Here is a 24,873-nt window from a genome sequence, read left to right as displayed (position 1 = left end):
GCTCGCCACAATAAGCCCGCTCATTGGATCGAGTTCATCGTTAATTTTTGTCGGCAATCGGCGTCTGTCCATCCCAGCCACCGCCCAAGGCGGCGATCAGTTGCACACTGGCCACCAGGCGCGTCTGCAACAAGGTCAGCACCGTGCGTTCGTTGCTCAGCGCCGTGGCTTGCACGGTGACCACATCCAGGTACGCAATCAGCCCGGCCTTGTACTGGTTCTGGGTCAGGCGCAGCGACTCGCGTGCTGCCGCCAGCGCTTCATTGCTGACCACCGCCTCGTCCTCCAGCACCTTGAGCTGCACCATGTAGTTTTCCACTTCACGGAAACCATCCAGCACGGTCTGGCGGTACTTGGCGACGGTCTCGTCATAGCTGGCCACAGTGCGGTCGACTTCCGCCGAGCGCTGACCGCCGTCGAACAGGGTCATGGCCAGCTTCGGGCCCACCGACCAGAAGCGGTTCGGCAGGCTGATCCAGTCGGCGTAGGTGCTGCTGGAATAACCACCGGCCAGGCTCAGGGTCAGGTCCGGGTAGTAGGCAGCCTTGGCCACGCCGATATTGGCGTTGGCGGCGATCACCGAGCGTTCGGCCGAGGCGATGTCCGGGCGCCGCTCAAGCAGTTGCGACGGCAGGCTCACCGGGATCTGCGGCAGCGCCGGGATGTCCTTGCTCACCGCCAGGTTGAAGTTGGCCGGCGCCTCGCCGATCAACACCGCAATCGCGTTTTCCAGCTGGGCGCGCTGCCAGATCAGGTCGATCAGGCTGGCCTGGGTGGTCTTGAGCTGGGTTTGCGCCTGGGCCACCGCGTCCTTGCCGGAAACACCGGCGCGGTACTGGTTTTCGGTCATTTGCAGGGAGCGCTGATAGGTCTCCAGGGTCGCTTGCAGCAGGCGCGTCTGTTCATCCATGACGCGCAGTTGCAGGTAGCTTTGCACCAGTTCCGATTGCTGGCTCAGGCGCATCGCTGCCAAATCCGCCGAGCTGGCTTCGGCGCTGGCCTCGTTGGCCTCCAGGCCACGGCGCAACTTGCCCCAGATGTCCGCCTCCCAGCTCACACCCAACTGTGCGTTGAGGGTGTCGCGAATGCCGCTGCTGGAACTGCTCAGGCTCGCGCTGCTGCTGCCGGTGCCCTGGCTGGCCCGGGTTTTCCCCGCGCTCAGGTCGACGGTGGGGTAAAACGCCCCACGGGAACTGCGCACCAACGCCTGGGCCTGGCGGAAACGCGCTTCGGCCTGGGCCACGGTCTGGTTGGAACTGTTCAGGCGCAGCACCAGGTCATTGAGCTGGCGGTCGCCGTACAACTCCCACCAGGCACCACGGGCCAGGGAATCACTGGGGGTGGCCTGGCGCCACCCCTTGGCTTCCTTGAATTGCGCCGGCTCGACCACGTCCGGGCGTTTGTAGTCGGGGCCGACGGCGCAGGCGCTGAGCAACACGCCGCAGAGCACCAGGCTCGCCACGCGGGAGCCCCGGAACAGGGCCAATCGGGCAAAGGTTGAATCGGTCATAGCGCAGTGTCCAGGGCAGCATCGGTCCGCACGCCGCGCCAGGCGTTGAAGCGATGGCGCGCGCGGTCGAGATAAAGGTAAACCACCGGGGTGGTGTAAAGGGTCAGGACCTGGCTGAACACCAGGCCGCCGATAATGGTCAGGCCCAGGGGACGGCGCATTTCCGCGCCATCGCCGGCACCCAGCAGCAGCGGCAAGGCGCCGAGGATGGCCGCCAGGGTCGTCATCAGGATCGGCCGCAAGCGCAACAAGCAAGCACTGCGGATCGATTCAAGCGGCCCCATGCGGTCATTGCGTTCCAATTGCAGCGCCAGGTCGATCATCAGGATCGCGTTTTTCTTCACCACCCCGATCAACAGGAACAGGCCCAGCAGCGAGATCAGGCTGAACTCGCCTCCCGTCAGGTAGATGGCGAGCATGGCGCCGACACCCGCCGAGGGTAAGGTCGAGAGAATGGTCAGCGGGTGAATGTAGCTTTCGTAAAGGATGCCCAGCACCAGGTACACCGCCACCAGCGCGCCAAGGATCATGAACGGTTGGCCCTTTTGCGTGGCCGCGAAGGCATCGGCGGTGCCGGCCATCTTGGCAATCACATCTTCCGGCAAGCCGACCTTGGCGATCGCCCGTTCGATGGCGGCCGTGCCCTGCTCCACCGTCACGCCGGGCGCCATGTCGAAGGCGATGTTCTCCGAGGCGAACTGGCCTTCGTGGCTGACGCGGTCGTCGGCCAGGCTGTTCTCATAATGGGCAATGGTCGACAACGGCACCCGTGCCCCCGTGGACGTGATCACCTGCATCTGGTTGAGAGTGATCGGGTCCTGGGCATATTTGGGGTTGACCTCCATCACCACCTGGTACTGGTTGAGGCTGTCGTAGATGGTGGAAATCTGCCGCTGGCTGTAGGCGTTGTTCAGCACTGCCGTGACCATGTTCATGTCGATCCCCAGGCGCTTGGCCTGGTCACGGTCGACAATCAACGTGACCTGCGCTGCACCGCGACCTTCACGGGCGTCGATGGCGGTGAGTTCCGGCAGCTCGCGCAGGGCCGCGACCACTTTCGGGTACCACAGGCGCAGCGCCGCCAGGTCGCCGCTTTGCAGGATGTAGGAATACTGCGCACTGGTCTGGTCGCGGCTGCCACCGAATTGCAGGTCCTGGTCGGCCATCAGGAACAACCGCCCGCCCGGCACCAGCGGCACGTCCTTGCGCAGACGCTCGATCACCGCCTGGGCAGAGATCTTGCGCTCGCTGATGGGTTTGAGGCGTACCAGCATTACCGCGTTGTTGGTGCCGTTGTTGCCACCAATGAAGCCGGCCACGCTGAGCACCGCCGGGTCCTTGAGCACCGCCTTGCGGAAGGTCTCCATCTTCGGCTGCATCACGCTGAACGACAGGCCGTCATCGCCGCGTACAAAGCCGATCAACTGCCCGGTGTCCTGTTGCGGCATGAAGGTTTTCGGCACCACCACGTACAGCGCCACGTTCATGCCGATGGTCAGCAACAGGCTGAGCAGGGTCAGGCGCCGATGGCGCAGCACCCAGTCCAGGCTGGTGGCGTAGCCGGAGACCATGCGATCGTTGATCTTCTGGCTCCAGCGCTGCAAACCGGTCATCTGCGTTTTGACGTGGGGTTTGAGCCAGCGCGCGCAGAGCATCGGGGTCAGGGTCAGCGAGACAATCAGCGACACAATGATCGCCGCCGACAGGGTGATGGAAAACTCGCGAAACAGGTTGGTGACAATCCCGCCCATGAACAGAATGGAGAGGAACACTGCCACCAGCGACACGTTCATCGACAGCAGGGTAAAGCCGACTTCCTGGGCGCCCAGGTACGCCGCCTTCATCGGCGGCACGCCTTCGTCGATGTGCCGGGAGATGTTCTCCAGCACCACGATGGCATCGTCCACCACCAGGCCGGTGGCCAGGATCAACGCCATCAGCGAAAAGTTGTTCAACGAGAACCCGTACAGGTACATCACCGCGAAGGTGCCGACCAGCGACACCGGCACTGCCAGCGTCGGGATCAGCGAGGCACGGAAGTTACCCAGGAACAGGTACACCACCAGGATCACCAGCCCCACGGCAATCAGCAAGGTCATCTCGGCTTCATGCAAGGTGGCGGTGATCACCGGCGAACGGTCCATGGCCAGGCTCAGCTTGACGCTGGACGGCAGCACCGCCTGCAACGCGGGCAATTGCGCCTTGATCTGCCGCACCGTCTCGATGATGTTGGCGCCGGACTGGCGGTTGATCACCAGCAGTACCGCCGAGTCGTTATTGAAGAAGCCGCTGTTGTAGCGGTCTTCCACACCGTCGCTGATCTTGGCCACATCCCCCAGGCGCAGGGCTGCGCCATTCTGGTAGCGAATCAGCAGTGGCTCGTAGTCCTTGGCTTTTTCCAACTGGTCATTGGCCTGGATCTGCCAGTTGCGCTCGCTGTCTTCCAGGGAACCCTTGGGTCGGCGCTGGTTAGCGTTGGCGATGGTGTTGCGCACATCATCGAGGGCCACGCCGTACTGGTCGAGAGCCTTGGGTTCCAGTTCGATGCGCACGGCCGGCAAGGAGCTGCCGCCGATCTGCACTTCACCGACGCCGGGCACCTGGGACAGGCTTTGCGACAGGATGGTCGAGGCCAGGTCGTACAGCTGGCCCTTCTGCAGCACGTCCGAGGTCAGCGACAGCACCATGATCGGCGCCTGGGACGGGTTGATCTTCTTGTAGGTCGGCATGCTGCGCATACCGCTGGGCAGCAGGTTGCGCGAGGCGTTGATCGCCGCTTGCACTTCCCGCGCCGCGCCGTTGATGTCGCGGTCGGAATCAAACGCGAGGATCACCCGGGTCGAGCCCTGGCTCGACGAACTGCTCATGGTGGTGATGCCGGCAATGGCGCCGAACGAACGCTCCAGCGGCGTGGCCACGGTAGACGCCATCACCTCGGGGCTGGCGCCGGGCAAGCTGGCCGACACCACGATCACCGGGAAGTCGATCTGCGGCAGCGGCGATACCGGCAGCAGGTTGAAGCTGACACCGCCGAGCAGCAGGATCGCCAGGCTCAGCAGCATGGTCGCGACCGGCCGGCGGATGAAAGGTCCGGACAGGTTCATGACTCAACCGGCTCCAGGCTTTGCGGCTCTTTGCGCCAGCGGCGGCCGAGGCGATCGAAGTACAGGTAGATCACCGGCGTGGTGAACAGCGTCAACACCTGGCTCACCAGCAGCCCGCCGACCATCACCAGGCCCAGCGGTTGGCGCAATTCCGCGCCGGAACCGGTGGCCAGCATCAACGGCACCGCGCCGAACAACGCTGCCAGGGTGGTCATCAGGATCGGCCGGAAGCGCAGCAGCGCCGCCTGGTAGATCGCGGTCTGCGGGTCGAGGCCCTGGTTGCGTTCGGCGTCAAGGGCGAAGTCGATCATCATGATCGCGTTCTTCTTGACGATACCGATCAACAGGATGATGCCGATGATCGCGATCATGCCCAGGTCATTGCCACTGAGCAGCAAGGCCAGCAAGGCCCCCACTGCTGCCGACGGCAAGGTCGAGAGAATGGTAATCGGGTGGATGTAACTCTCGTAGAGCACACCGAGCACGATGTACATGGTGACCACCGCCGCCAGGATCAGCAGCAAGGTGCTCGACAGCGAGGCTTCAAACGCCTGGGCCGCGCCCTGGAACTGGGTCTGCACGCCCACCGGCATGCCGATGTCTTTCTGGGTCTGGTTGATCAGCTCCACGCCTTTGCCCAACGCAACGCCGGGGGCCAGGTTGAACGACATCATCACCGCCGGGAACTGGCCGATATGCGCAATCGCCAACTGGGCCTGGCGCTGTTCCACGTGGGCCAGGCTGGAGAGGCGCACCTGGCCGCCGTCGGTGGTCTTCACATGGATCTGGTTCAGCGCGTCCGGCCCCAGGGTTTCACCGGACTGGGCCTGCAACACCACGCGGTACTGGCTGGCCTGGGTATAGATGGTGGAAATCTGCCGCTGGCCGAACGCGTCGTACAGCGCATCGGTGATGGTCGACACGCTCACACCCAACCGCGAGGCGGCATCGCGGTCGATCACCAGGTACACCTGCAGGCCTTTGTCCTGCAGGTCGCTGGCCACATCCGTGAGTTCCGGCAACTGACTGAGCGCATGCACCAGCTTGTCGCTCCACAGCGCCAGCAGTTCGGCGTCCGGCGAGGACATGCTGAACTGGTACTGGGTACGGCTCACACGGTCTTCGATGGTCAGGTCCTGCACCGGCTGCATGAACAGGCGGATGCCCACCAGCTTGTCGATTTCCGGTTGCAAACGGGTGATCACCTGGGCCGCGCTCAGGTCACGCTGACCGTGGGCCTTGAGGTTGATCAGCAGTCGGCCGCTGTTGAGGGTGGCGTTATCGCCGTCTACACCGATATAGGACGACAGGCTTTCCACGGCGGGATCGGCCAGGATGATCTTGGCCAGCTCCTGCTGGCGCTGGCTCATGGCGGCAAAGGAGATCGATTGCGGCGCCTCGGAAATGCCCTGGATCACGCCGGTGTCCTGCACCGGGAAGAAGCCCTTGGGCACCACCATGTACAGGAATACGGTGAGGCCCAGGGTGGCGATGGCCACCAGCAGGGTCAGCGGCTGGTGCTTGAGCACCCACTGCAACATGCTCCCGTAACGCGCAATCAACCAATCGATCCAGGCACCGCTGGCCTTGTAGAAGCGGCTTTGCTCTTCCTCCTTGGGCTCACGCTTGAGCAAGCGTGCGCACATCATCGGCGTGAGCGTCAGGGAAACCACCAGGGAAATCAGGATCGCCACCGCCAGGGTGATGGCAAACTCACGGAACAGGCGCCCGACTACGTCAGCCATGAACAACAATGGGATCAGCACGGCGATCAACGACAGGGTCAGGGAAATCAGGGTGAAACCGATCTGCTTGGCGCCCTTGAGGGCGGCGGCCAGTGGTGTTTCGCCTTCCTCGATATAGCGGGAAATGTTCTCCAGCATCACGATCGCGTCATCCACCACGAAGCCGGTGGCGATGGTCAGCGCCATCAGCGTCAGGTTGTTGATGGAGAATCCGGCCAGGTACATCACGCCAAAGGTGCCCACCAGCGACAGCGGCACAGCGATGGACGGGATGATCGTGGCACTGACCCGGCGCAGGAACAGGAACGTCACCATCACCACCAGGGCGATGGCGATGAGCAACTCGTGTTGCACGTCCTTGACCGAGGCGCGGATGGTCTGGGTGCGGTCGGTGAGCACCGTCACGTCAAGGCCGGCCGGCAGGTTGTCGGTGATGCTCGGCAGCAACGCCTTGATGCGGTCCACCACCTCGATCACGTTGGCGCCCGGTTGGCGCTGGATATTCAGCAACACGGCCTGGTTTTCGTTGGCCCAAGCGGCGAGGCGTTCGTTTTCGGCGCCGTCGACGATCTGCGCCACGTCCTTGAGGCGCAGTGGCGCGCCGTTGTTGTAGGCCAGGATCAGTTCGGCGTATTGCGCGGGCGAGACTAGCTGATCGTTGGCATCGAGCATCGACACACGGGTCGGCCCGTCGAAATTGCCCTTGGGCTGGTTGACGTTGGATGCAGCGATCAGCGTGCGCACATCGGACAGGTTCAAGCCGTTGGCCGCCAGGGCCTCCGGGTTGACCTTGATGCGCACCGCCTGGCGCTGGCCGCCGGCGATGCTGACCATGCCGACGCCGCTGATCTGCGCGATTTTCTGCGCCATGCGCGTATCGACCAAGTCATTGAGCTTGGGCAGCAGCATGGTCTTGGAGGTGATCGCCAGGGTCAGCACCGGGGTATCCGCCGGGTTGACCTTGTTGTACACCGGCGGCGCCGGCAGGTCCTTGGGCAACAGGTTGGTGGCGGCGTTGATCGCGGCCTGCACCTGTTGCTCGGCGACATCCATGTTGATGTCGAGGTTGAAACGCAGGGTCAGCACCGACGCGCCACCGGAACTGGTGGAGGCCATCTGCGTCAGGCCGGGCATCTGCCCGAACTGACGCTCCAGCGGCGCGGTGACGGCGCTGGTCATCACGTCCGGGCTGGCGCCGGGGTACAGGGTCATCACCCGGATCGTCGGGTAGTCCACCTGGGGCAAGGCCGACACCGGCAACAAGCGGTACGCGATGATGCCGGCGAGGACAATGGCCAGCATGCTCAGCGTGGTAGCGACCGGGCGAAGAATAAACAGCCGCGACAGGTTCATGAACCGACCTTTTGCGCCTTGCCGGCGGTGGAACCGGTCTCCCCTTTGGCCGCAGGCTTGCCTTGCAGGTGTTCGGTCGGGGTGGTCGGCACTTCGCTGCTGTCGTTGACCACTTCGATCTCGCTGCCATCCTTGAGACGGTCGGTGCCTTCCAGCACCACGCGGTCGCCCGCCTTGAGGCCCTCTTTGATCACGGTGTTGTCGCCATCGGTATCGCCGACCACCAGGGGCTGCATCTTGACCTTCTTGTCACCGTCCAGCACGTAGACAAAGGTGCCGCTGTTGCCGAACTGGATCGCCGCGGACGGCGCCAGCACCACGTTATGCAGGGTGTCGGCCAGCAGGTGCACATTGACGAACTGGTTGGGGAACAGCGCCTGGTCCTTGTTATCGAAACGCGCCTTGAATTTCAGGGTGCCGGTGGTGACGTCGATCTGGTTGTCCAAGCTCTGCAGCACGCCAGTGGCCTGTTTCTTCACGTCGCCACGGTCCCAGGCCTCTACTGGCAGTTTGTTGCCGGCGTGGTAGCGGGTGAGCACGGTTTCCAGGGTGTTTTCCGGCAGGGTGAAGGCCACGCTGATCGGCTGGGTCTGGGTGATGACCGCGAGGAAGGTGGTGTCGTTGGCCGCCACCAGGTTGCCCACGTCGACCTGGCGCAGGCCAACGCGGCCGCTGATCGGCGCACGGATCTTGGTGAATTCGAGGTTGAGCTTGGCGTCATCCACCGCGCCCTGGTTGGTCTTGACAGTGCCCTGGTATTGCAGGACCAATGCTTCGGCGGTGTCCAGGGTCTGTTTGGCGATGCTGTCCTGGGCGTACAGGTCGCGGTAACGCTGCACGTCGACCTGGGCGTTTTTCAGCTGGGCCTGGTTCTGCATCAGCGTGCCCTGGGCCTGGAGCAAGGCGTTCTGGTAGCTGCGCGGGTCGATCTCGGCGAGCAGGTCACCGGCCTTGACCATCTGGCCTTCTTCAAAGGCGATCTTCACCAGCTCGCCACCCACCCGGCTGCGCACGTTGATGGTATTGAGCGCGGTCACCGTGCCCAGCGCCTTGTAGTACACCGGGAATTCTCCCAGCACGGCTGGCGCCACGCGCACCGGCACCGGGCCAGCGGAGCCGCCGAACCCTGGGCGCATCATCCCCGTCTTGCCGGCATGGCCCGCAGGCTTTTCGGCGCCATCCTTATGGCTGCCGGGCCAGAATTTCCAGCACAGGCCGGCGATAACCAGCAGCACGAGCAGGCCGAACAGCCAGCGACGGGACTTACGGGGGGAGGATTGCATGGAGTGATCAACCATTGGGCGCGAGAGCTTCTTCTTTGGGAGGCTGAAAGATAAGCACTGGGGCGCATTTAGAAAAGCGCCTTTACCGGCTATTTACCTTGGGCTTACAACTTTTAACTGCTGATCTTAGTCTGCCCGCTATTTCGCTAAGCAGTTGAGGCACAAATAAAAACGGCCTGGACTAGGCCAGGCCGCAATCATGCATCAAGCGTGTTACTGCAAAACGACAGTAACGTACCGAAACAGTTACTTCAAAACAGCCAGGGCTGCTTCGTAGTTCGGCTCCTGGCCGATTTCGGAAACCAGCTCGCTGTGCAGCACAGTGTTGTTCTCGTCCAGTACCACGACGGCGCGGGCAGTCAGGCCCTGCAGTGGGCCGTCGGCGAGGGAAACGCCGTAGTCGACAGCGAAGTCGGCGTTGCGGAAGTCCGACAGGCTCAGCACATTGTCCAGGCCTTCGGTGCCGCAGAAACGCTTCTGGGCAAACGGCAGGTCAGAGGAGATGCACAGCACGACCGTGTTGGTCAGGTCGTTGGCCTGGGCGTTGAACTTGCGTACCGAGGTCGCGCAGGTCGGGGTGTCAACGCTTGGGAAGATGTTCAGCACCTTGCGCTTGCCGGCGAAGGTTTCCAGGGAAGCCTGCGACAGGTCGACAGCAACCAGGCTGAACTCGGGAGCGGTGGAGCCGGTTTTCGGCAGTTCGCCTTCAACCTGGACAGGATTACCACGAAGGGTGACTTGAGCCATGAACAGAATCCTTATGCTGGGTTTGATGAAACGAATTCGAGAGGCGGAAGTTAACCACAAAGTGCGGTGGCTACCTACCGCCAAACATAAATTGTCATGCCGCCGGTTATGGTTTAATTGCGCGCCGATCGCCGTGCCCTTCAAGGAACCTGTTGTTGATGAATCAGCCTGCCACCAAAGTCCTGGTCATTGGTTATGTCTGGCCGGAGCCTCGTTCCTCGGCCGCAGGCGGGCACATGATGCAGATTCTTCAGAGTTTTCTGACACAAGGTTGGGACATAACCTTCAGCAGCCCCGCGACCATCGGCGAGCACAAGGCCGACTTGCCTGCACTGGGCATCGCCGAATGCGCCATCGAACTCAATAACAGCAGTTTCGATGATTTTATTCGCGAGTTGGCTCCGGATATCGTGCTGTTCGACCGTTTCATGATGGAGGAGCAGTTCGGCTGGCGCGTCGAAAAATGCTGCCCAGGTGCCCTGCGTGTCCTGGAAACCTCCGACCTGCAAAGCCTGCGCGACGCACGTCACCAACGCGTCAAGGATCACCTGAAGGCGCACCCCGACACCGAGGACTTCAGTGCGTTGTTCTGCCCGGCACTGCCGGAAGAGTTTCGACTGATGGCCGAGACCGACCTGGCCAAACGGGAAATCGCGGCGATTTACCGCTGCGACATCAGCCTGATGATCTCCGACGTCGAAATCCGCCTGCTGACCGAGCACTTCAAGGTGCCGCCCGCCCTACTCCATTGGTGCCCGCTGATGCTGGAACGGCCGACCGAGCCCTTCGCGCCATTTGAAGACCGCGCCCACTTCCTCAGCATCGGCAACTTCCGCCACGCCCCCAACTGGGATGCTGTGCTCTGGATGAAAAACAGCCTGTGGCCGCTGATCCGCCAGCAACTCCCGGGAGCACAACTGCACATTTATGGTGCCTACACCCCGCCCAAAGCCACGGCCTTGCATAACCCGGCGCAGGGCTTTCATGTGATGAACTGGGCCGAAGACGCCCTGCAAGTGATGACGGCGGCGCGCATCTGCCTGGCACCGTTGCGATTCGGCGCCGGGATCAAGGGCAAGCTGGTGGATGCAATGCTCTGCGGCACGCCAAACGTCACCACGCCAATCGGCGCCGAGGCCATGGGGGATGGACAGCCATGGCCTGGCGCAGTAGAACGAAGCGCGCCTGCCCTCGCGGCGGCGGCGGTGGCGTTGTATCAAGACCGTGAACGCTGGACCCAGGCCCAGGAAGACGGTCGCCAACTGCTGGCCCGGCGGTATGACCAGAACATCCATGGCCCGGCGCTGGTGGCCTGCCTGGAGCAGTGCCGTCAACACCTCGCCGTCCATCGCCGGGATAACTTCACCGGCAGCATGCTGCGCCACCACGCCCATAAAAGTACCCAGTACATGTCGCAGTGGATCGAGGCAAAAAACCGCGTGCTTTAAACGTCGAGGCTGGCGAGGTCGCGCGCAAGGGGGCATTATCCTACGCAGCAACCACAATAAAGCGACGGCAGCATGACCCGAGCAGCGCGCATCACCGACCCTTCCTACGAACTGATGGACGACCATAACGGCCTGTCCATCATCTATCGCCAACACGGTTTCCCTTGCCCGCTGGTGCGCTGGCACTTCCACAAGGAATACGAGCTGCACCTGATCGTCGCCAGCTCCGGCAAGGTGTTTATCGGCGATTATATCGGCAACTTCTACCCGGAAAGCCTGTTCCTCACCGGCCCCAACCTGCCCCACAACTGGATCAGCCAGGTGGAAGAAGACGAGGTGGTGCCCAAGCGCGACATGCTGGTGAATTTCACCGATGAACTGTTCGAGCACGGCAGCCACATCTTCGCCGAACTCAAAAGCCTGGCACCACTGCTGGAGCGCGCGCAGTACGGCATCGAGTTTCGCTGCAAAAAGACCATCGCCCAGGCCATGACCCTGATGCAACGCATCGAGGACGCCCAGGGCATGGCGCGCCTTGGGCACTTCTTTATCCTGCTGGAGGTGTTGAGCGCCTGCGAGGACTACCAACTGCTGTCCGGTGTGACCACGCCGCAACTGGCCGATGAACACAGCATCGACCGCACCAACCGTGCGGTGGATTACATTTTTGCGCACTACGCGCGCGAGCTGCCGCTTGAGGAGGTGGCGGAATACCTGGGGATGAAGCCCACTTACTTCTCTCGCGTGTTCAAACAGGCTACCGGGCGTACATTCATCGAATTCGTCAATCGCTTGCGTATCAGCAAATCCTGCGAGTTGTTGGCCGATGGGGATAAAGCCGTGACGGATGTATGTTTCGAGTCGGGCTTCAACAATATTTCCAACTTCAATCGGCGTTTTCAGCAACTAAAAGGCATGACCCCTTCCCATTACCGCCGCCTGGCGGTGCAGCGACTGACGGAGCAAAACCTGGCTTGAACAGCGACGCCTGGACAAACAGATCGATTGGGATATTAAAAACAGGAACCCAATAGGGCTGGCAGCCACTTAAAGAACGTATTTTCCATTTCTCATTCACGGGAAATGCCTTCTTAAATGCGCTGCTGTTAAGGCCTCTCTATGATCAAACTTTCGCTGTCCAACCCCTCCGTGACCACTGCGCAGCTTGATAAACAGCACCCACCTGTTGGGCGCCCCCTCACCTCGGTCATCTCTAGCGTCATACGAGTTTTCAATAAACCCTTCGACCCAGGCCGAGCGCCCTCCATAGTGCCGATTGATCTGCCGACACACACGCGTCAACGCATTGAGGACCTGCTCAGATTTGCAGTAACCAAAGGACAATCAAGCCTGGCGGAGCAGATCAATCATCAAGTAAGGAGCCTGTCTGATCCGCTAAAGACGACTGCAGTAAGGGCAGAAGTGGAAAAACTTCTTAACCAGCCAAGTGCACTCAATCCGCAAAAAAGCTACACCCAGTTGATTCAAGAAATACTTGATAGCCCTGCGCACAACAGGCCGACTATTCGCCCTGTTGCATCACGCTCACGTCGAGACCTGCAGAATGCGCACTCCGACCAAGACACAGGCAACGCCTTGCTGCGCAAGTTCGCTGACACCTTGGTTAACAAGGGTGATGCAGCGTTGGCCATCAATACAGCCTACACCCTGGTGAACGCGCTGCTGAGTGCTGAACAACTTGCCACAAAGGGCACAATGTATACGGTTCACGTCGAGCCCGACTCCACCTTTGGCCTGGCCCTTGCCGAACTGGATGCTGCACTGCACGCGGAACCCTTCAAGTCGTTTGCCCAAACTCATGAGATCGATATTGAATCGTTGATTATCGATCCTGCCGGGAACATCCATCTACGACTGGAGGACGACGACGTTGATATCAGCCATTACGATAAAGACCGTTTTTTAAAAGCAACGTCGACCGTTTTCAACGCAGCCAAAAAGCTGGCGAGCCCCAACGGTGAACCCTTCAGATTTTTCGGACGAGATCGGGCGTTTCCTGAGCTGATTGCCAATTTCTATGGCATGCAACTGCCCACTGATTATTCCCGCAACTACCAAGGCGATGTGTTATTCAAGATTGGACAGTTGATTCGTGAAGGGACATTCCCGTCATTAAGTCATTCCGATCCACTCTACGAGCAACAGCAGGCTCCCGCCAAGCGACGGCAGCAGGAAGCCAAGCAACAAATCGTAGACCTGCCAGCACAACAACTGGATCGATATCTCGCTCGCTATGCGCCACCGACCCCGGCCCAAAGGGTTCAGGACGCAGACGAGGCGCTGGCATGGCAGTGCAGCGAGACCCTGCTAAAACAATTGCCACAGCTCAATGGCGCAAATGAAAACACGCCACTTATCCTCAATGAAGTGCCGGAGTATTCAACCTTCAATCACGTTCGCCGCCAGCTCCTGAGTACGCTCACAGGCGCCGCTTTTACCGCCTTTGCGCAGAAACACGGCCTTGACCCCAAGACCGCCCGCATCAACCCAGACACAGGAACCCTGACCGCCCAGGTGAAAGGCGTGGAAACCACGTTCACCCTGAACGATGTGTCAGAAGAGTGGAGTAATGTCTGGCTCGAGATAAAGCAGGCGGTGCAACGGATGGCCGCAGGCTCCCATGCCGATGTGCACTACCCTGCTCCACCCACTGCGACACTGGATGAGGTGATGCGCTTCTACAATGAGCAAATGCCCCCTCAGCCAGACACACAACAACCAGACTGGAAAACACGCCAACTGACCACCTTGCTGAGCCGTGGCTTAGCATTGGTTCAAAACAAGACCTTCAGCGCACTGGCCGACACCTCGTTGAACGACCCCAAGTCTGTCGCCGTAAGGGAAAACCAGCAGGCCGTGACGCAAATGCTGGGCGATACGCCGCTCTCTCCCTCGCCGCTTGAATATCTGGCCGCCGCCGTCAAAGCCAGCCGGTCGACGCCTGTGGCGGTTGAAGACACCCCCGAAGACCTTTTGGCGCGCGCCGAAGGTGAGCTTGCCACCACCGTTCATCGTGCAATGCTTGAACTGAAATCCAATCCCGAACAAGCCGCATCGAAAATCATCCAACCGATACCGCCCAACAGCCTGTTCGGTCAATGGCGGGCCTATCTGGACAAAGCCCTCGATAGCGATGGTTTCAAGACGTGGGCGCATGCGCAGAATCTTGACCTGGCTTCCTTGCGGTATGACCCCAAAGACAACGCGCTGATTGGCAAGGTCGAGGGGGTGGATCAGCGTTTCACCGCCAACGACTTCGCGCAAAAGTACCCCAACTACTTTGACGCACTCGCCCCCGTACTAACCGCCGCGCAGGCATTCGCGAATCAATCACAACCCATCGCATTGCTTCACGCCGAATCCAACGGGGCCCCCTACCAATGGGTGGTCAACTTTTATAGCCTCAGCGACACTCCCGGCAGCACGAGATTTGACCAGCAGGCTGCGTTGATGGGCCGCACCCAACAATTTCCCAATTCACCTGATAACCCAGAAAACACACTGGGCTGGCTGGCCCGGCAAAAAACTGCAGTGGGCGACAGCAACGACCGTTACAGACTGATCCAGGCATTGGAAACCTGGACACCGGACAGCGGCTCCAGGCGCCTTGTGGTCGATCCGGACTCTTCCCATCAACCCAAGGGTGTAGCAACAGTTGCCGAATTTATCTCCCACAACAACTGGTACCCCGTTTCATCTAAAGCAGATAACGACAACTTGCTGGCGGCCTTGCAGACGCAAGCTCCCCATTCGCCTCCCCTGGGCAATCACTGGGGGTTCCTGTCGACGCAACTGCCGCTGAGTGCCGCCCAACGCAGTAAGCTGCTCGAAGAGGTGAAAAACAAGATCGGCGCCGATAACACCCTTCTCACTCACCTCGGCAGTAGGGTGACCAACCTCAGTACCGACCCTGACCAGGCACTGGAGGCACTGCTTACCAGCAACGAAGCGTTTGAAATCGCCACTCATCTGCAAACAAAAATGAAGGGCGCTGCAAGCCCGACCAGCTTGAGGCAGTGGCTATTGAGCGCCTTGATACTAGAACTTGATCCAACGGCCGGCACTCAACACAAGACCATTGCCGGTGCTGATTTAACCGATGAAGATAACGTAGGGCGCAGCACTCAATTCCGGGCTGACCGGTTCACGGAACGCCTGATTAAGAACAATGGCATCCCTCGTGACCTAGCACGTGTAATGTCACGCTTGCTGCAACGGGGCGCGGCGCCGCAATTACTGGTGAAGGATGTACCCAAACAAGTAACGTTCGGCTCGCCCGAGGATGTCGAATTTACGACTGCGGTTAACCGGATCGAATGGACAGCGCCTGGCGCGACCGCAAACATGACGTACCAGGAAATCATGAATCGTCATAACATCCGACCTATCTCAGCACTGGAAGCGCAGATATACAGCTACGCGCAAATGAATCCGTTATTGGATTGGGCGGCCATCCATAACAACCTTGATAAGAACAACTACAGCCTGGACCAGTTGAAAGACAGCCAGCAAAAACTCCAGGCATCCATACAGGCCAGCGCCGAAGCCGTCCAGTGGCTGCGCACCGTTGAAGCGCCCAATAGAAGGGACATGGCACTCAACGTACTAAGAGAACAGTTCGGCAGCCATATCGACTATGAAAAACGCTTTATGGTTGAAAACGAACTCGCGGGGTTGATCAGCGGGAGACACTATAGCCTGGCAGAAATCTATGAAGCAGGCAGGCTGGATGAAAGCTGGGGGCAGGAAGGCAATCATGTGGATTTCGACAGCCTGCGTAAAAAGGCCAGGGCGCCTGGCTTTCCAGTGATCAACGATGAATTCGACAAGGCTATAAAGGCAGATTTCAATCTTCGCAGGCGTCATACCACGACACTGTTCGAGAACATGCTCAACAAGCTGCCTGTCGAGGAGCGCAAGAGCCTGCTTTATGGCGACGTAGCGTTTTTGAACGTTGACGGCGCCGGTAGCGGCATGGTGATCACGTCGATCTACAATGGGATCAGGAGAGATTTTGCGGTCTATCCGGCGTGGGACCAGGTTGTCAGAATTGCCGACATTGATCCGGATACCCCCCTAGGCCAAAAAGTCAGCCTGGACATCGATGCCGAGGCTTTCAAGACCGGCACTGAACCTAAATCGGGGGTTAAGTCAGACGTCGTTTTGAGAGCCACCGATCAACGCCTCCTGGATGACAACAACGAACCCTGGCCGTTACCGGTGTCCTTCCCTGCCCACCAGGAAAATGACGCGTTCTCCCCCCATTATGTGGCTGGAAGACTATCGAAATTAGCCAAAGTGATGGTCGACTCCACGTACCTGTACAGATCCGACTTTGTCGACCTTCACCGTAATTGGTCCAGCAATACACTTGAAACGGCCACGCAACCCAGTGACTTCTTCAAGGCCATATGGCACTCCTTGCCCGGCACCAGCAGCCTGGAAGACCTTTATCACGGCCAATTCCTGAAAGCAGGCGTAGACCTTGGCATTGATGTCGCGATCCTTGTTGCCACAGAGGGCGCCAGCACGTTGTGGGGCTTGGCCAAATCGGCTGGATCTTGGGCGGCTGCCAAGGTATCCGCGGGGTTTATCGAGAAGTTTGGCGTTAAAGAGGCTGAAGCCATTGAACTCAAGGACTTCACTGCTGCCACTACCACGCAATCAACCCGCTCCCTGAGCCGGCTACAGGATGGCCAGCTAGCTGTGCAGACAGCTGACATGGCCAATGGCAGCGTCTCGCTTTCCGGGGCTCAGGACCGGGCCAAAATCACCGCCATACGCCAGGGCAGTGAGTGGTATGCCTACGACGCAAAGACCATGGCCGCTTACGGTCCTGCGCTTGAGGGTTTTGTGTCTGACACTTCATCGGTGCTGAAACAAGAAACCTTTTCCGACGGCACCACAGCCCTGGTCACCGAACAGCCTTTGGCGACAGATGCGTATACCGTCACGCGCACCCATGGCTTCGACTTGATCAATGAGGGCAAGGTTTACCGCTACGACTCGCGCCAACCAGGTTTGCTACGAGACCTGGAGTCAGCCGACCACTACGCGCCGCTGGAAAGCTTTGAAGCCTCGTGCCCAGCCCCCGATATCGGCGGCCGCGTCAAGCGCGGTGCCAACGACACGTGTTTTACCAAGTTCATCGAGGAGGTAGCCGGCGAATTGAAGCAGGAACTTCAGGCGCTTGAGCACGTACGCCTGTTTCCCTCAGCGCCGAAGTTCCTGCGAAAGGACCAGTTTGTGATTTTCGAACGCCGCCGCTGGAAAATGGTCGACGGCGAAATGGGGCCAAAATTGCATCCAGTGCCTGAGATCAAGCCCATCGTCTACCAATCAAAAATCACCGGCACACTCAAAAATGAACCCGAATTCGGCTTTTTCAACGCACAAAACAGTGAGGGGCTGGAGCGAGAAACACGCGTGGTCAAGCTCAACCGCATCACTGATGCCGTCGACGATAAACGTGAACTGCGTGGGGTGATCGTTAACGACACGGCACCCGGCAGTACCAACAAATACCTGGTGATCGAGGCGGATACCGCCGAGTTCTATTACGCACGATTGGAGAAGGCACCCGGCAGCCAACTGACATTCAACAAATGCACGCCTAGGGAGCTGCCGATGGTGACAGCTTACCGGAATAAATTCAGTATCCGCCAAGGTGCTGCCAACTTACCGTTTGATGCCAATTTCATTGCGCTGCCAAAATTGAAATCTGCCTTTAAAGCACTCGAGCGCGCGGGCTACTTGAAAGAGGACATTGATGAGTTAAAGGCATTGTGCAAAAACCTGACCGATGAACAGCAACGCGAGGTTGTCTATCAGCTGCAGCGGGCCAAAGCGATCGGTAAAGCAGATATTGCCTTGCAACCCAACCAGGTTGCCGCGCTGGAGCAACCCGCCAACTTCACATCGTGGACCGCTGAACAGCAAAACAAATTCTACGCACAACAAGCGCAAGAGAGCGTGAACCGTTACATGAAGGCCACCGGCCTGGGACCTAGTAACCAAATGCGCTCAATAGCGGACGTGGCCCGCGCTGACGCCGCGAATATGACAATTGTCTGGTTGCGCAAGACCGTACCGCCTGAGGCGTTGAACCGTTCAAACCTGATTGTGAAGTCCGGGGCTGGAAACTGTGGGGAAATGGCTTTGCTATCCGGAGACATCATCGAAAAAAGCGGAGGCAAAGCAAAACAATGGTATGTGAAAGAGGGCGACCACGTGTTCACCGTTGTCGGCGGACCGGCCTCGGGAGGTAAAGCCACCGTTGATTTTTCACAATCCGAATGGAAAGACGCCTGGATCGTCGACCCCTGGGCCGAAATTTCATGCAAGGCATCCGAGTACACCGAGTTAGTGAAGAAAAAGATGGCCGAGTGGGACGCAAAAGGCCTGCAAATTCAAACCCGTGGCCAATGGCGTAGGCCTGTGGACCCACAGTGGATCAAAGAGCTGACCACGCATGAAAAAAGACCCTATTAAACCGTAGCGTCGTAACCTGCGAAGACCTGGCGCTAGCGCGCTGTTCGTGGTGCCAGGTTTTCGGTTGCCCTCCGGCTTCAAGCCCCCACCTGAACTCAAGTGCAAAAAAGTATCAGTCCTAGTGTTCCCAAGGATTTGTCACATCGCCGTTTCAAGGCTGTAATCGACGCACACTCTTCCTGACTCCTTGTAGGAAGACACAACAACAATAACTGTCCTTCTGTAGCCCCCTGGGCGCGGAAATGGAGTGCGCGATGAAGTTCACAGCAAAAGCACTGCTTGTCTCTACCTGCATGACCCTCAGCGCCGTCAGCTTTGGCGCGCAGACCCTGACCATTGCCACCGTCAACAACAGCGACATGATCCGTATGCAAAAGCTCTCGAAAACCTTCGAGGCCGAGCACCCGGAGATCAAGCTGAACTGGGTGGTGCTCGAAGAGAACGTATTGCGTCAACGGCTGACCACCGACATCGCCACCCAAGGTGGGCAGTTCGATGTATTGACCATCGGCATGTACGAAGCTGCACTGTGGGGCGCCAAGGGTTGGCTGGAGCCGATGAAGGATCTGCCTGCGTCCTACGACCTCGACGATGTATTCCCTTCAGTGCGTGACGGTTTGTCCGTGAAAGGCTCGCTGTATGCCCTACCGTTCTACGCCGAAAGCTCGATCACCTATTACCGCACCGACCTGTTCAAGGACGCCGGGCTGACCATGCCCGAGCACCCGACCTGGACCCAGATCGGCGAATTCGCCAGCAAACTCACCGACAAGAGCAAAGAGCAATACGGCCTGTGCCTGCGCGGCAAAGCCGGTTGGGGTGAGAACATGGCGCTGATCACCACCCTGGCCAACGGCTACGGCGCACGCTGGTTCGATGAGAAATGGCAGCCCGAATTCAACGGCCCTGAATGGAAGGACGCGCTGAACTTCTACGTCGACAACATGAAGAAATCCGGCCCGCCGGGGGCTTCCAGCAACGGTTTCAACGAAAACCTGGCGCTGTTCAACAGCGGCAAGTGCGCCATATGGGTCGATGCCAGCGTGGCCGGCTCGTTCGTCACCGACAAGACCCAGAGCAAAGTGGCTGACCATGTCGGCTTCACCTTTGCCCCCCACGAGAAGACCGACAAAGGCACCTCGTGGTTGTACTCCTGGAGCCTGGCGATCCCAACCAGTTCCAAGGCCAAGGACGCCGCCAAGGTGTTCACCAGCTGGGCCACCTCCAAGGAATACAGCCAGCTCGTGGCCAAGACCGATGGCATCGCCAACGTACCGCCAGGCACGCGCAAGTCGACCTACAACGACGAGTACATGAAAGCCGCACCGTTTGCCAAGGTGACGCTGGAATCGCTGAAAGTCGCTGACCCGACCAAGCCGACGCTCAAGCCGGTGCCGTACATCGGTATTCAGTTGGTGACCATCCCTGAATTCCAGGCGATTGGCACCCAGGTTGGCAAGTTCTTCTCGGGCGCGCTGACCGGTCAGCAGACGGTGGATGCTGCATTGACCGCCGCGCAGACCACCACCGAGCGTGAAATGAAGCGGGCGGGCTACCCCAAATAACCCAGACCCACCCACAGTCGAATGTGGGAGGGGGCTTGCCCCCGATAGCAATCCAACAGTTGATGAATGTGTGACTGACACACCGCTATCGGGGGCAAGCCCCCTCCCACATTGACCGCGCTCCGATTCGTATCTGACTGGTCTTGACCCTAATGAATACACCCGCCAAAAACCGCCTGGCCAACCCCGGCTGGTTCCTCGTCAGCCCCTCGGTGGCCTTGCTGCTGCTGTGGATGATCGTGCCGCTGGGCATGACCCTGTACTTTTCGCTGATCCGCTACAACCTGCTCTACCCCGGTGAAAACCAGTTCGTCGGGCTGGAGAACTTCACGTATTTCGTGACCGACTCAGGCTTCCTGCCAGGTGCCACCAACACCCTGTTGCTGGTGGGCAGCGTGCTGTTGATCAGCGTGGTGTTCGGTGTGTTGATCAGTGCCCTGCTGGAGGCCAGTGAGTTCTTCGGCCGTGGCCTGGTGCGGGTGTTGTTGATCTCGCCGTTCTTCATCATGCCCACCGTCGGTGCGCTGATCTGGAAGAACCTGATTTTCCACCCGGTGTCGGGCATTCTTGCCGCCGTGTGGAAGCTGTTCGGTGCCGAGCCGGTGGACTGGCTGGCGCATTACCCGTTGCTGTCGATCATCATCATTGTGTCGTGGCAATGGCTGCCCTTTGCAATCCTGCTGCTGATGACCGCCATGCAGTCCCTCGACCAGGAGCAAAAGGAAGCCGCGCGCCTGGACGGTGCCGGTGCCATCGCGATCTTCTGGCACCTGACCCTGCCCCACCTGGCCCGCCCGATTGCCGTGGTGGTGATGATCGAGACGATCTTCTTGCTCTCGGTATTTGCCGAAATCTTCACCACCACCAACGGCGGCCCCGGTTATGCGTCCACCAACCTCGCCTACCTGATCTACAACCAGGCGCTGGTGCAGTTCGACGTGGGCATGGCCTCGGCCGGCGGCTTGATTGCCGTAGTCATCGCCAATATCGCGGCGATCATCCTGGTGCGGATGATCGGCAAAAACCTGACTGACAAGCCTTGAGGGCCGCGCCATGACGCTTCAACAATCCCGCCGCCTGCAAAGCCTGTTGCTCGGCACCCTGGCCTGGGCCATCGCAATCCTGATCTTCTTCCCGATCTTCTGGATGGTGCTGACCAGCTTCAAGACCGAAATCGACGCGTTCGCCACGCCGCCGCAGTTCATCTTCACGCCGACGCTGGAGAACTACCTGCACATCAACGAGCGCAGCAACTACTTCAGTTATGCGTGGAACTCGGTGCTGATTTCCTTCAGCGCCACTGCCCTGTGCCTGCTGATCTCGGTGCCGGCCGCCTACTCCATGGCGTTCTACGAAACCCAGCGCACCAAAGGCACGCTGCTGTGGATGCTGTCGACCAAGATGCTGCCGCCGGTGGGCGTGCTGATGCCGATCTACCTGCTGGCCAAGAGTTTTGGCCTGCTGGATACACGCATCGCGCTGATCATCATCTACACCCTGATCAACCTGCCGATCGTGGTGTGGATGGTTTACACCTACTTCAAGGACATCCCCAAGGACATCCTCGAAGCCGCCCGCCTGGACGGCGCCACCCTGTGGCAAGAGATGGTCCGCGTACTGTTGCCGATTGCCAAGGGTGGCCTGGCCTCCACCGTGTTGCTGTCGCTGATCCTGTGCTGGAACGAGGCGTTCTGGTCGCTGAACCTGACCTCGTCCGCCGCTGCGCCGTTGACCGCGCTGATCGCTTCGTACTCCAGCCCCGAAGGGCTGTTCTGGGCCAAATTGTCCGCCGTGTCGACCCTGGCCTGCGCGCCGATCCTGATCTTTGGCTGGATCAGCCAGAAACAGCTGGTGCGCGGTCTGTCCTTCGGCGCCGTTAAATAATAATTCCTAGCGGAGGCTCATCATGGCCAACCTGAAAATCAAGAATCTGCAAAAAGGCTTCGAAGGCTTCTCGATCATCAAAGGCATCGACCTAGAAGTGAACGACAGGGAATTCGTGGTGTTCGTCGGCCCCTCGGGCTGCGGTAAATCCACGCTGCTGCGCCTGATCGCCGGCCTGGAAGAAGTCAGCGAAGGCACCATCGAACTGGACGGGCGCGACATCACCGAAGTGACCCCGGCCAAGCGCGACCTGGCCATGGTCTTCCAGACCTATGCGCTCTACCCGCACATGAGCGTGCGCAAGAACATGTCGTTTGCCCTCGACCTGGCCGGTGTCGACAAGAAGCTGGTGGAAAGCAAGGTCAGCGAAGCGGCACGCATCCTGGAACTGGGCCCGTTGCTGGAGCGCAAGCCCAAGCAACTGTCCGGCGGCCAGCGCCAGCGCGTGGCCATTGGCCGGGCGATTGTGCGCAACCCGAAGATCTTCCTGTTCGACGAACCGCTGTCCAACCTCGACGCCGCGCTGCGCGTGCAGATGCGCCTGGAACTGGCGCGCCTGCATAAAGAACTGCAGGCGACCATGATCTACGTGACCCATGACCAGGTCGAAGCCATGACCCTGGCCGACAAAGTGGTGGTACTCAACAGTGGCCGTATCGAGCAGGTCGGCTCGCCGCTGGAGCTGTACCACCAGCCCGCCAACCTGTTCGTGGCCGGCTTTCTTGGCACGCCGAAGATGGGCTTCCTCAAAGGCAAGGTCACCCGCGTCGAAGGCCAGGGCTGTGAAGTGCAACTGGAGGCTGGCACCACCATCAGCCTGCCGTTGAGCAGCGCCACCCTGAGCGTCGGCAGCGCAGTGACCCTGGGCATTCGCCCGGAGCACCTGGAAATCGCCGCGCCCGGCCAAACCACCCTGACCGTCACCGCCGACGTCGGCGAGCGCCTGGGCAGCGACACCTTCTGCCACGTCATCACCGCCAATGGCGAGCCGCTGACCATGCGGATCCGAGGCGACATGGCCAGTCAGTACGGCGAGACGCTGCACCTGCACCTGGACCCGGCGCACTGCCATCTGTTCGACACCGATGGCGTGGCCGTGGCCCGCCCCCTGCGCGCTGCCGCCTGATTTCGCGAGATTGAGCTGATGAAACTGAATAAACACAACCTCACCCAACTGGCACCGCAAGTGAAGCTGCCCAACTATGCGATTGCCAGCACCACCCAGGGCATCGCCCATATCGGCGTCGGCGGTTTCCACCGTGCGCACCAGGCATATTACACCGATGCGCTGATGAACACCGGCGAAGGCCTGGACTGGAGCATCTGCGGCGTCGGCCTGCGCGCCGAGGACCGCAAGGCCCGCGACGACCTGGCCGGCCAGGACTACCTGTTCACCCTGTACGAACTGGGCGATACCGACGACACCGAAGTGCGGGTGATCGGCTCGATCAGCGACATGCTGCTGGCCGAGGACGGCGCCCAGGCGCTGATCGACAAACTGGCCGACCCGGCGATTCGCATCGTCTCGCTGACCATCACCGAGGGCGGCTACTGCATCGACGACAGCAACGGCGAGTTCATGGCCCACCTGCCGCAGATCCAGCACGACCTGGCGCACCCGAGCGCACCTAAAACCGTGTTTGGCTTCATCTGCGCCGCGTTGACCCGGCGCCGTGCCGCCGGCACCCCGGCGTTTACCGTGATGTCCTGCGATAACCTGCCGCATAACGGCGCCGTGACGCGCAAGGCGCTGCTGGCCTTCGCCGCCCTGCACAACGCCGGGTTGCACGACTGGATCAACGCCAACGTAAGCTTCCCGAATGCCATGGTCGACCGCATCACACCAATGACCAGCACCGCCCACCGCCTGCAATTGCACGATGAACACGGCATCGACGATGCCTGGCCGGTGGTGTGCGAACCCTTTGTGCAGTGGGTGCTGGAAGACAAATTCGTCAACGGTCGCCCGGCCTGGGAAAAGGTCGGCGTGCAGTTCACCGATGACGTCACGCCTTATGAAGAAATGAAGATCGGTCTGCTCAACGGCAGCCACCTGGCGCTGACCTACCTGGGGTTTCTCAAGGGTTACCGGTTTGTGCACGAGACCATGAATGACCCGCTGTTCGTGGCCTACATGCGCGCTTATATGGACCTGGACGTCACGCCGAACCTGGCGCCGGTGCCGGGCATCGACCTGAGGCAATACAAGCAGACATTGGTCGACCGTTTCTCCAACCAGGCGATTGCCGATCAACTCGAGCGCGTGTGTTCGGATGGCTCGTCGAAGTTTCCCAAGTTCACCGTGCCGACCATCAATCGGTTGATCGCCGATGGGCGCGAGACGGAGCGTGCCGCGCTGGTCGTTGCTGCCTGGGCGTTGTATCTCAAGGGCGTGGATGAGAACGGCGTCAGCTACAAGATCCCCGACCCGCGTGCCGAGTTCTGCCAGGGCCTGGTGAGTGAGGATGCATTGATCAGCAAGCGCCTGCTGGGCGTGGAGGAGATTTTTGGCACGGCTATTCCCAAGTCGGCTGAGTTTGTGGCAGCGTTCGAGCGGTGTTATGTGAGCTTGCGCGATAACGGCGTGACCAAAACACTGCAGCATCTCCTGAAGCAACGGACTTAAGCATGTGGGAGGGGGCTTGCCCCCGATGAGGGAGTGTCAGTTGATGCAACTTTAGCTGACCCAGCGCTATCGGGGGCAAGCCCCCTCCCACATTGG

Annotated in this window: 13 protein-coding genes; 8 read left to right on the top strand and 5 right to left on the bottom strand. The window is 60.0% G+C overall.

What is annotated here, in order from left to right:
* Positions 1–40: 40 nt before the first annotated feature.
* From ACZ445_RS13325 to tpx, 5 genes are all read right to left on the bottom strand, one after another.
* Complete coding sequence (locus tag ACZ445_RS13325) at positions 41–1,510, bottom strand: efflux transporter outer membrane subunit (RefSeq protein ID WP_058425482.1); 1,470 nt, start codon at positions 1,508–1,510, stop codon at positions 41–43.
* Complete coding sequence (locus ACZ445_RS13320; RefSeq protein ID WP_058425483.1) at positions 1,507–4,614, bottom strand: efflux RND transporter permease subunit; 3,108 nt, start codon at positions 4,612–4,614, stop codon at positions 1,507–1,509. The genes ACZ445_RS13325 and ACZ445_RS13320 overlap by 4 nt, the downstream gene beginning before the upstream one ends.
* Positions 4,611–7,712, bottom strand: coding sequence for an MdtB/MuxB family multidrug efflux RND transporter permease subunit (locus ACZ445_RS13315; RefSeq protein WP_179028585.1), 3,102 nt, complete (start codon positions 7,710–7,712; stop codon positions 4,611–4,613). The genes ACZ445_RS13320 and ACZ445_RS13315 overlap by 4 nt, the downstream gene beginning before the upstream one ends.
* The gene (locus ACZ445_RS13310; protein ID WP_464708435.1) at positions 7,709–9,010 is read right to left on the bottom strand and encodes an MdtA/MuxA family multidrug efflux RND transporter periplasmic adaptor subunit; all 1,302 of its coding nucleotides are present in this window, start codon (positions 9,008–9,010) and stop codon (positions 7,709–7,711) included. Before ACZ445_RS13310 ends, ACZ445_RS13315 begins: the two co-directional genes overlap by 4 nt.
* A 231-nt stretch (positions 9,011–9,241) precedes the next feature.
* Complete coding sequence (gene tpx / locus ACZ445_RS13305; protein ID WP_058425486.1) at positions 9,242–9,742, bottom strand: thiol peroxidase; 501 nt, start codon at positions 9,740–9,742, stop codon at positions 9,242–9,244.
* Between the two features lie 158 nt (positions 9,743–9,900).
* On the opposite strand from tpx, the gene ACZ445_RS13300 reads away from it, so the two are divergent.
* From ACZ445_RS13300 to ACZ445_RS13265, 8 genes are all read left to right on the top strand, one after another.
* Positions 9,901–11,190: a glycosyltransferase gene (locus ACZ445_RS13300; RefSeq protein WP_179028587.1), complete on the top strand. Its 1,290-nt coding sequence runs from the start codon at positions 9,901–9,903 to the stop codon at positions 11,188–11,190.
* Positions 11,191–11,262: 72 nt separating this feature from the next.
* Positions 11,263–12,168 carry an AraC family transcriptional regulator gene (locus ACZ445_RS13295; RefSeq protein ID WP_058425488.1) on the top strand — a complete coding sequence of 302 codons (906 nt, stop codon included), beginning with the start codon at positions 11,263–11,265 and terminating at the stop codon, positions 12,166–12,168.
* Positions 12,169–12,309: 141 nt separating this feature from the next.
* Complete coding sequence (locus ACZ445_RS13290) at positions 12,310–18,702, top strand: hypothetical protein (RefSeq protein WP_464708433.1); 6,393 nt, start codon at positions 12,310–12,312, stop codon at positions 18,700–18,702.
* Between the two features lie 293 nt (positions 18,703–18,995).
* Positions 18,996–20,267, top strand: a complete 1,272-nt coding sequence (locus ACZ445_RS13285; protein WP_375166112.1) for an ABC transporter substrate-binding protein — start codon at positions 18,996–18,998, stop codon at positions 20,265–20,267.
* A 152-nt stretch (positions 20,268–20,419) separates the two neighbouring features.
* A complete protein-coding gene (locus ACZ445_RS13280) occupies positions 20,420–21,310 on the top strand; it encodes a carbohydrate ABC transporter permease (RefSeq protein ID WP_058425491.1) in 891 nt (296 codons plus the stop codon).
* A 10-nt stretch (positions 21,311–21,320) separates the two neighbouring features.
* On the top strand, positions 21,321–22,151 hold the full coding sequence (locus ACZ445_RS13275) for a carbohydrate ABC transporter permease (RefSeq protein ID WP_003173672.1): 831 nt from the start codon (positions 21,321–21,323) through the stop codon (positions 22,149–22,151).
* 22 nt (positions 22,152–22,173) lie between these two features.
* Positions 22,174–23,277, top strand: coding sequence for an ABC transporter ATP-binding protein (locus ACZ445_RS13270; protein WP_058425492.1), 1,104 nt, complete (start codon positions 22,174–22,176; stop codon positions 23,275–23,277).
* An 18-nt stretch (positions 23,278–23,295) separates the two neighbouring features.
* Positions 23,296–24,777, top strand: a complete 1,482-nt coding sequence (locus ACZ445_RS13265; RefSeq protein ID WP_058425493.1) for a mannitol dehydrogenase family protein — start codon at positions 23,296–23,298, stop codon at positions 24,775–24,777.
* Positions 24,778–24,873 lie beyond the last annotated feature (96 nt).

The sequence above is a fragment of the Pseudomonas allii genome (genome assembly GCF_055380095.1).
The sequence above is the reverse complement of the archived record's forward strand: the minus strand, read 5'-3'. Positions and strand labels throughout refer to the sequence as shown.

What these genes read in the sequence shown, in the direction of transcription:
- ACZ445_RS13270 (WP_058425492.1), top strand. Translation starts at nt 22,174, where the DNA reads ATGGCCAACCTGAAAATCAAGAATCTGCAAAAAGGCTTCGAAGGCTTC.
- ACZ445_RS13295 (WP_058425488.1), top strand. Translation starts at nt 11,263, where the DNA reads ATGACCCGAGCAGCGCGCATCACCGACCCTTCCTACGAACTGATGGAC.
- ACZ445_RS13320 (WP_058425483.1), bottom strand. Translation starts at nt 4,614, where the DNA reads ATGAACCTGTCCGGACCTTTCATCCGCCGGCCGGTCGCGACCATGCTG.
- ACZ445_RS13315 (WP_179028585.1), bottom strand. Translation starts at nt 7,712, where the DNA reads ATGAACCTGTCGCGGCTGTTTATTCTTCGCCCGGTCGCTACCACGCTG.
- ACZ445_RS13280 (WP_058425491.1), top strand. Translation starts at nt 20,420, where the DNA reads ATGAATACACCCGCCAAAAACCGCCTGGCCAACCCCGGCTGGTTCCTC.
- ACZ445_RS13300 (WP_179028587.1), top strand. Translation starts at nt 9,901, where the DNA reads ATGAATCAGCCTGCCACCAAAGTCCTGGTCATTGGTTATGTCTGGCCG.
- ACZ445_RS13325 (WP_058425482.1), bottom strand. Translation starts at nt 1,510, where the DNA reads ATGACCGATTCAACCTTTGCCCGATTGGCCCTGTTCCGGGGCTCCCGC.
- ACZ445_RS13275 (WP_003173672.1), top strand. Translation starts at nt 21,321, where the DNA reads ATGACGCTTCAACAATCCCGCCGCCTGCAAAGCCTGTTGCTCGGCACC.
- ACZ445_RS13285 (WP_375166112.1), top strand. Translation starts at nt 18,996, where the DNA reads ATGACCCTCAGCGCCGTCAGCTTTGGCGCGCAGACCCTGACCATTGCC.
- ACZ445_RS13310 (WP_464708435.1), bottom strand. Translation starts at nt 9,010, where the DNA reads ATGGTTGATCACTCCATGCAATCCTCCCCCCGTAAGTCCCGTCGCTGG.
- tpx (WP_058425486.1), bottom strand. Translation starts at nt 9,742, where the DNA reads ATGGCTCAAGTCACCCTTCGTGGTAATCCTGTCCAGGTTGAAGGCGAA.
- ACZ445_RS13265 (WP_058425493.1), top strand. Translation starts at nt 23,296, where the DNA reads ATGAAACTGAATAAACACAACCTCACCCAACTGGCACCGCAAGTGAAG.
- ACZ445_RS13290 (WP_464708433.1), top strand. Translation starts at nt 12,310, where the DNA reads ATGATCAAACTTTCGCTGTCCAACCCCTCCGTGACCACTGCGCAGCTT.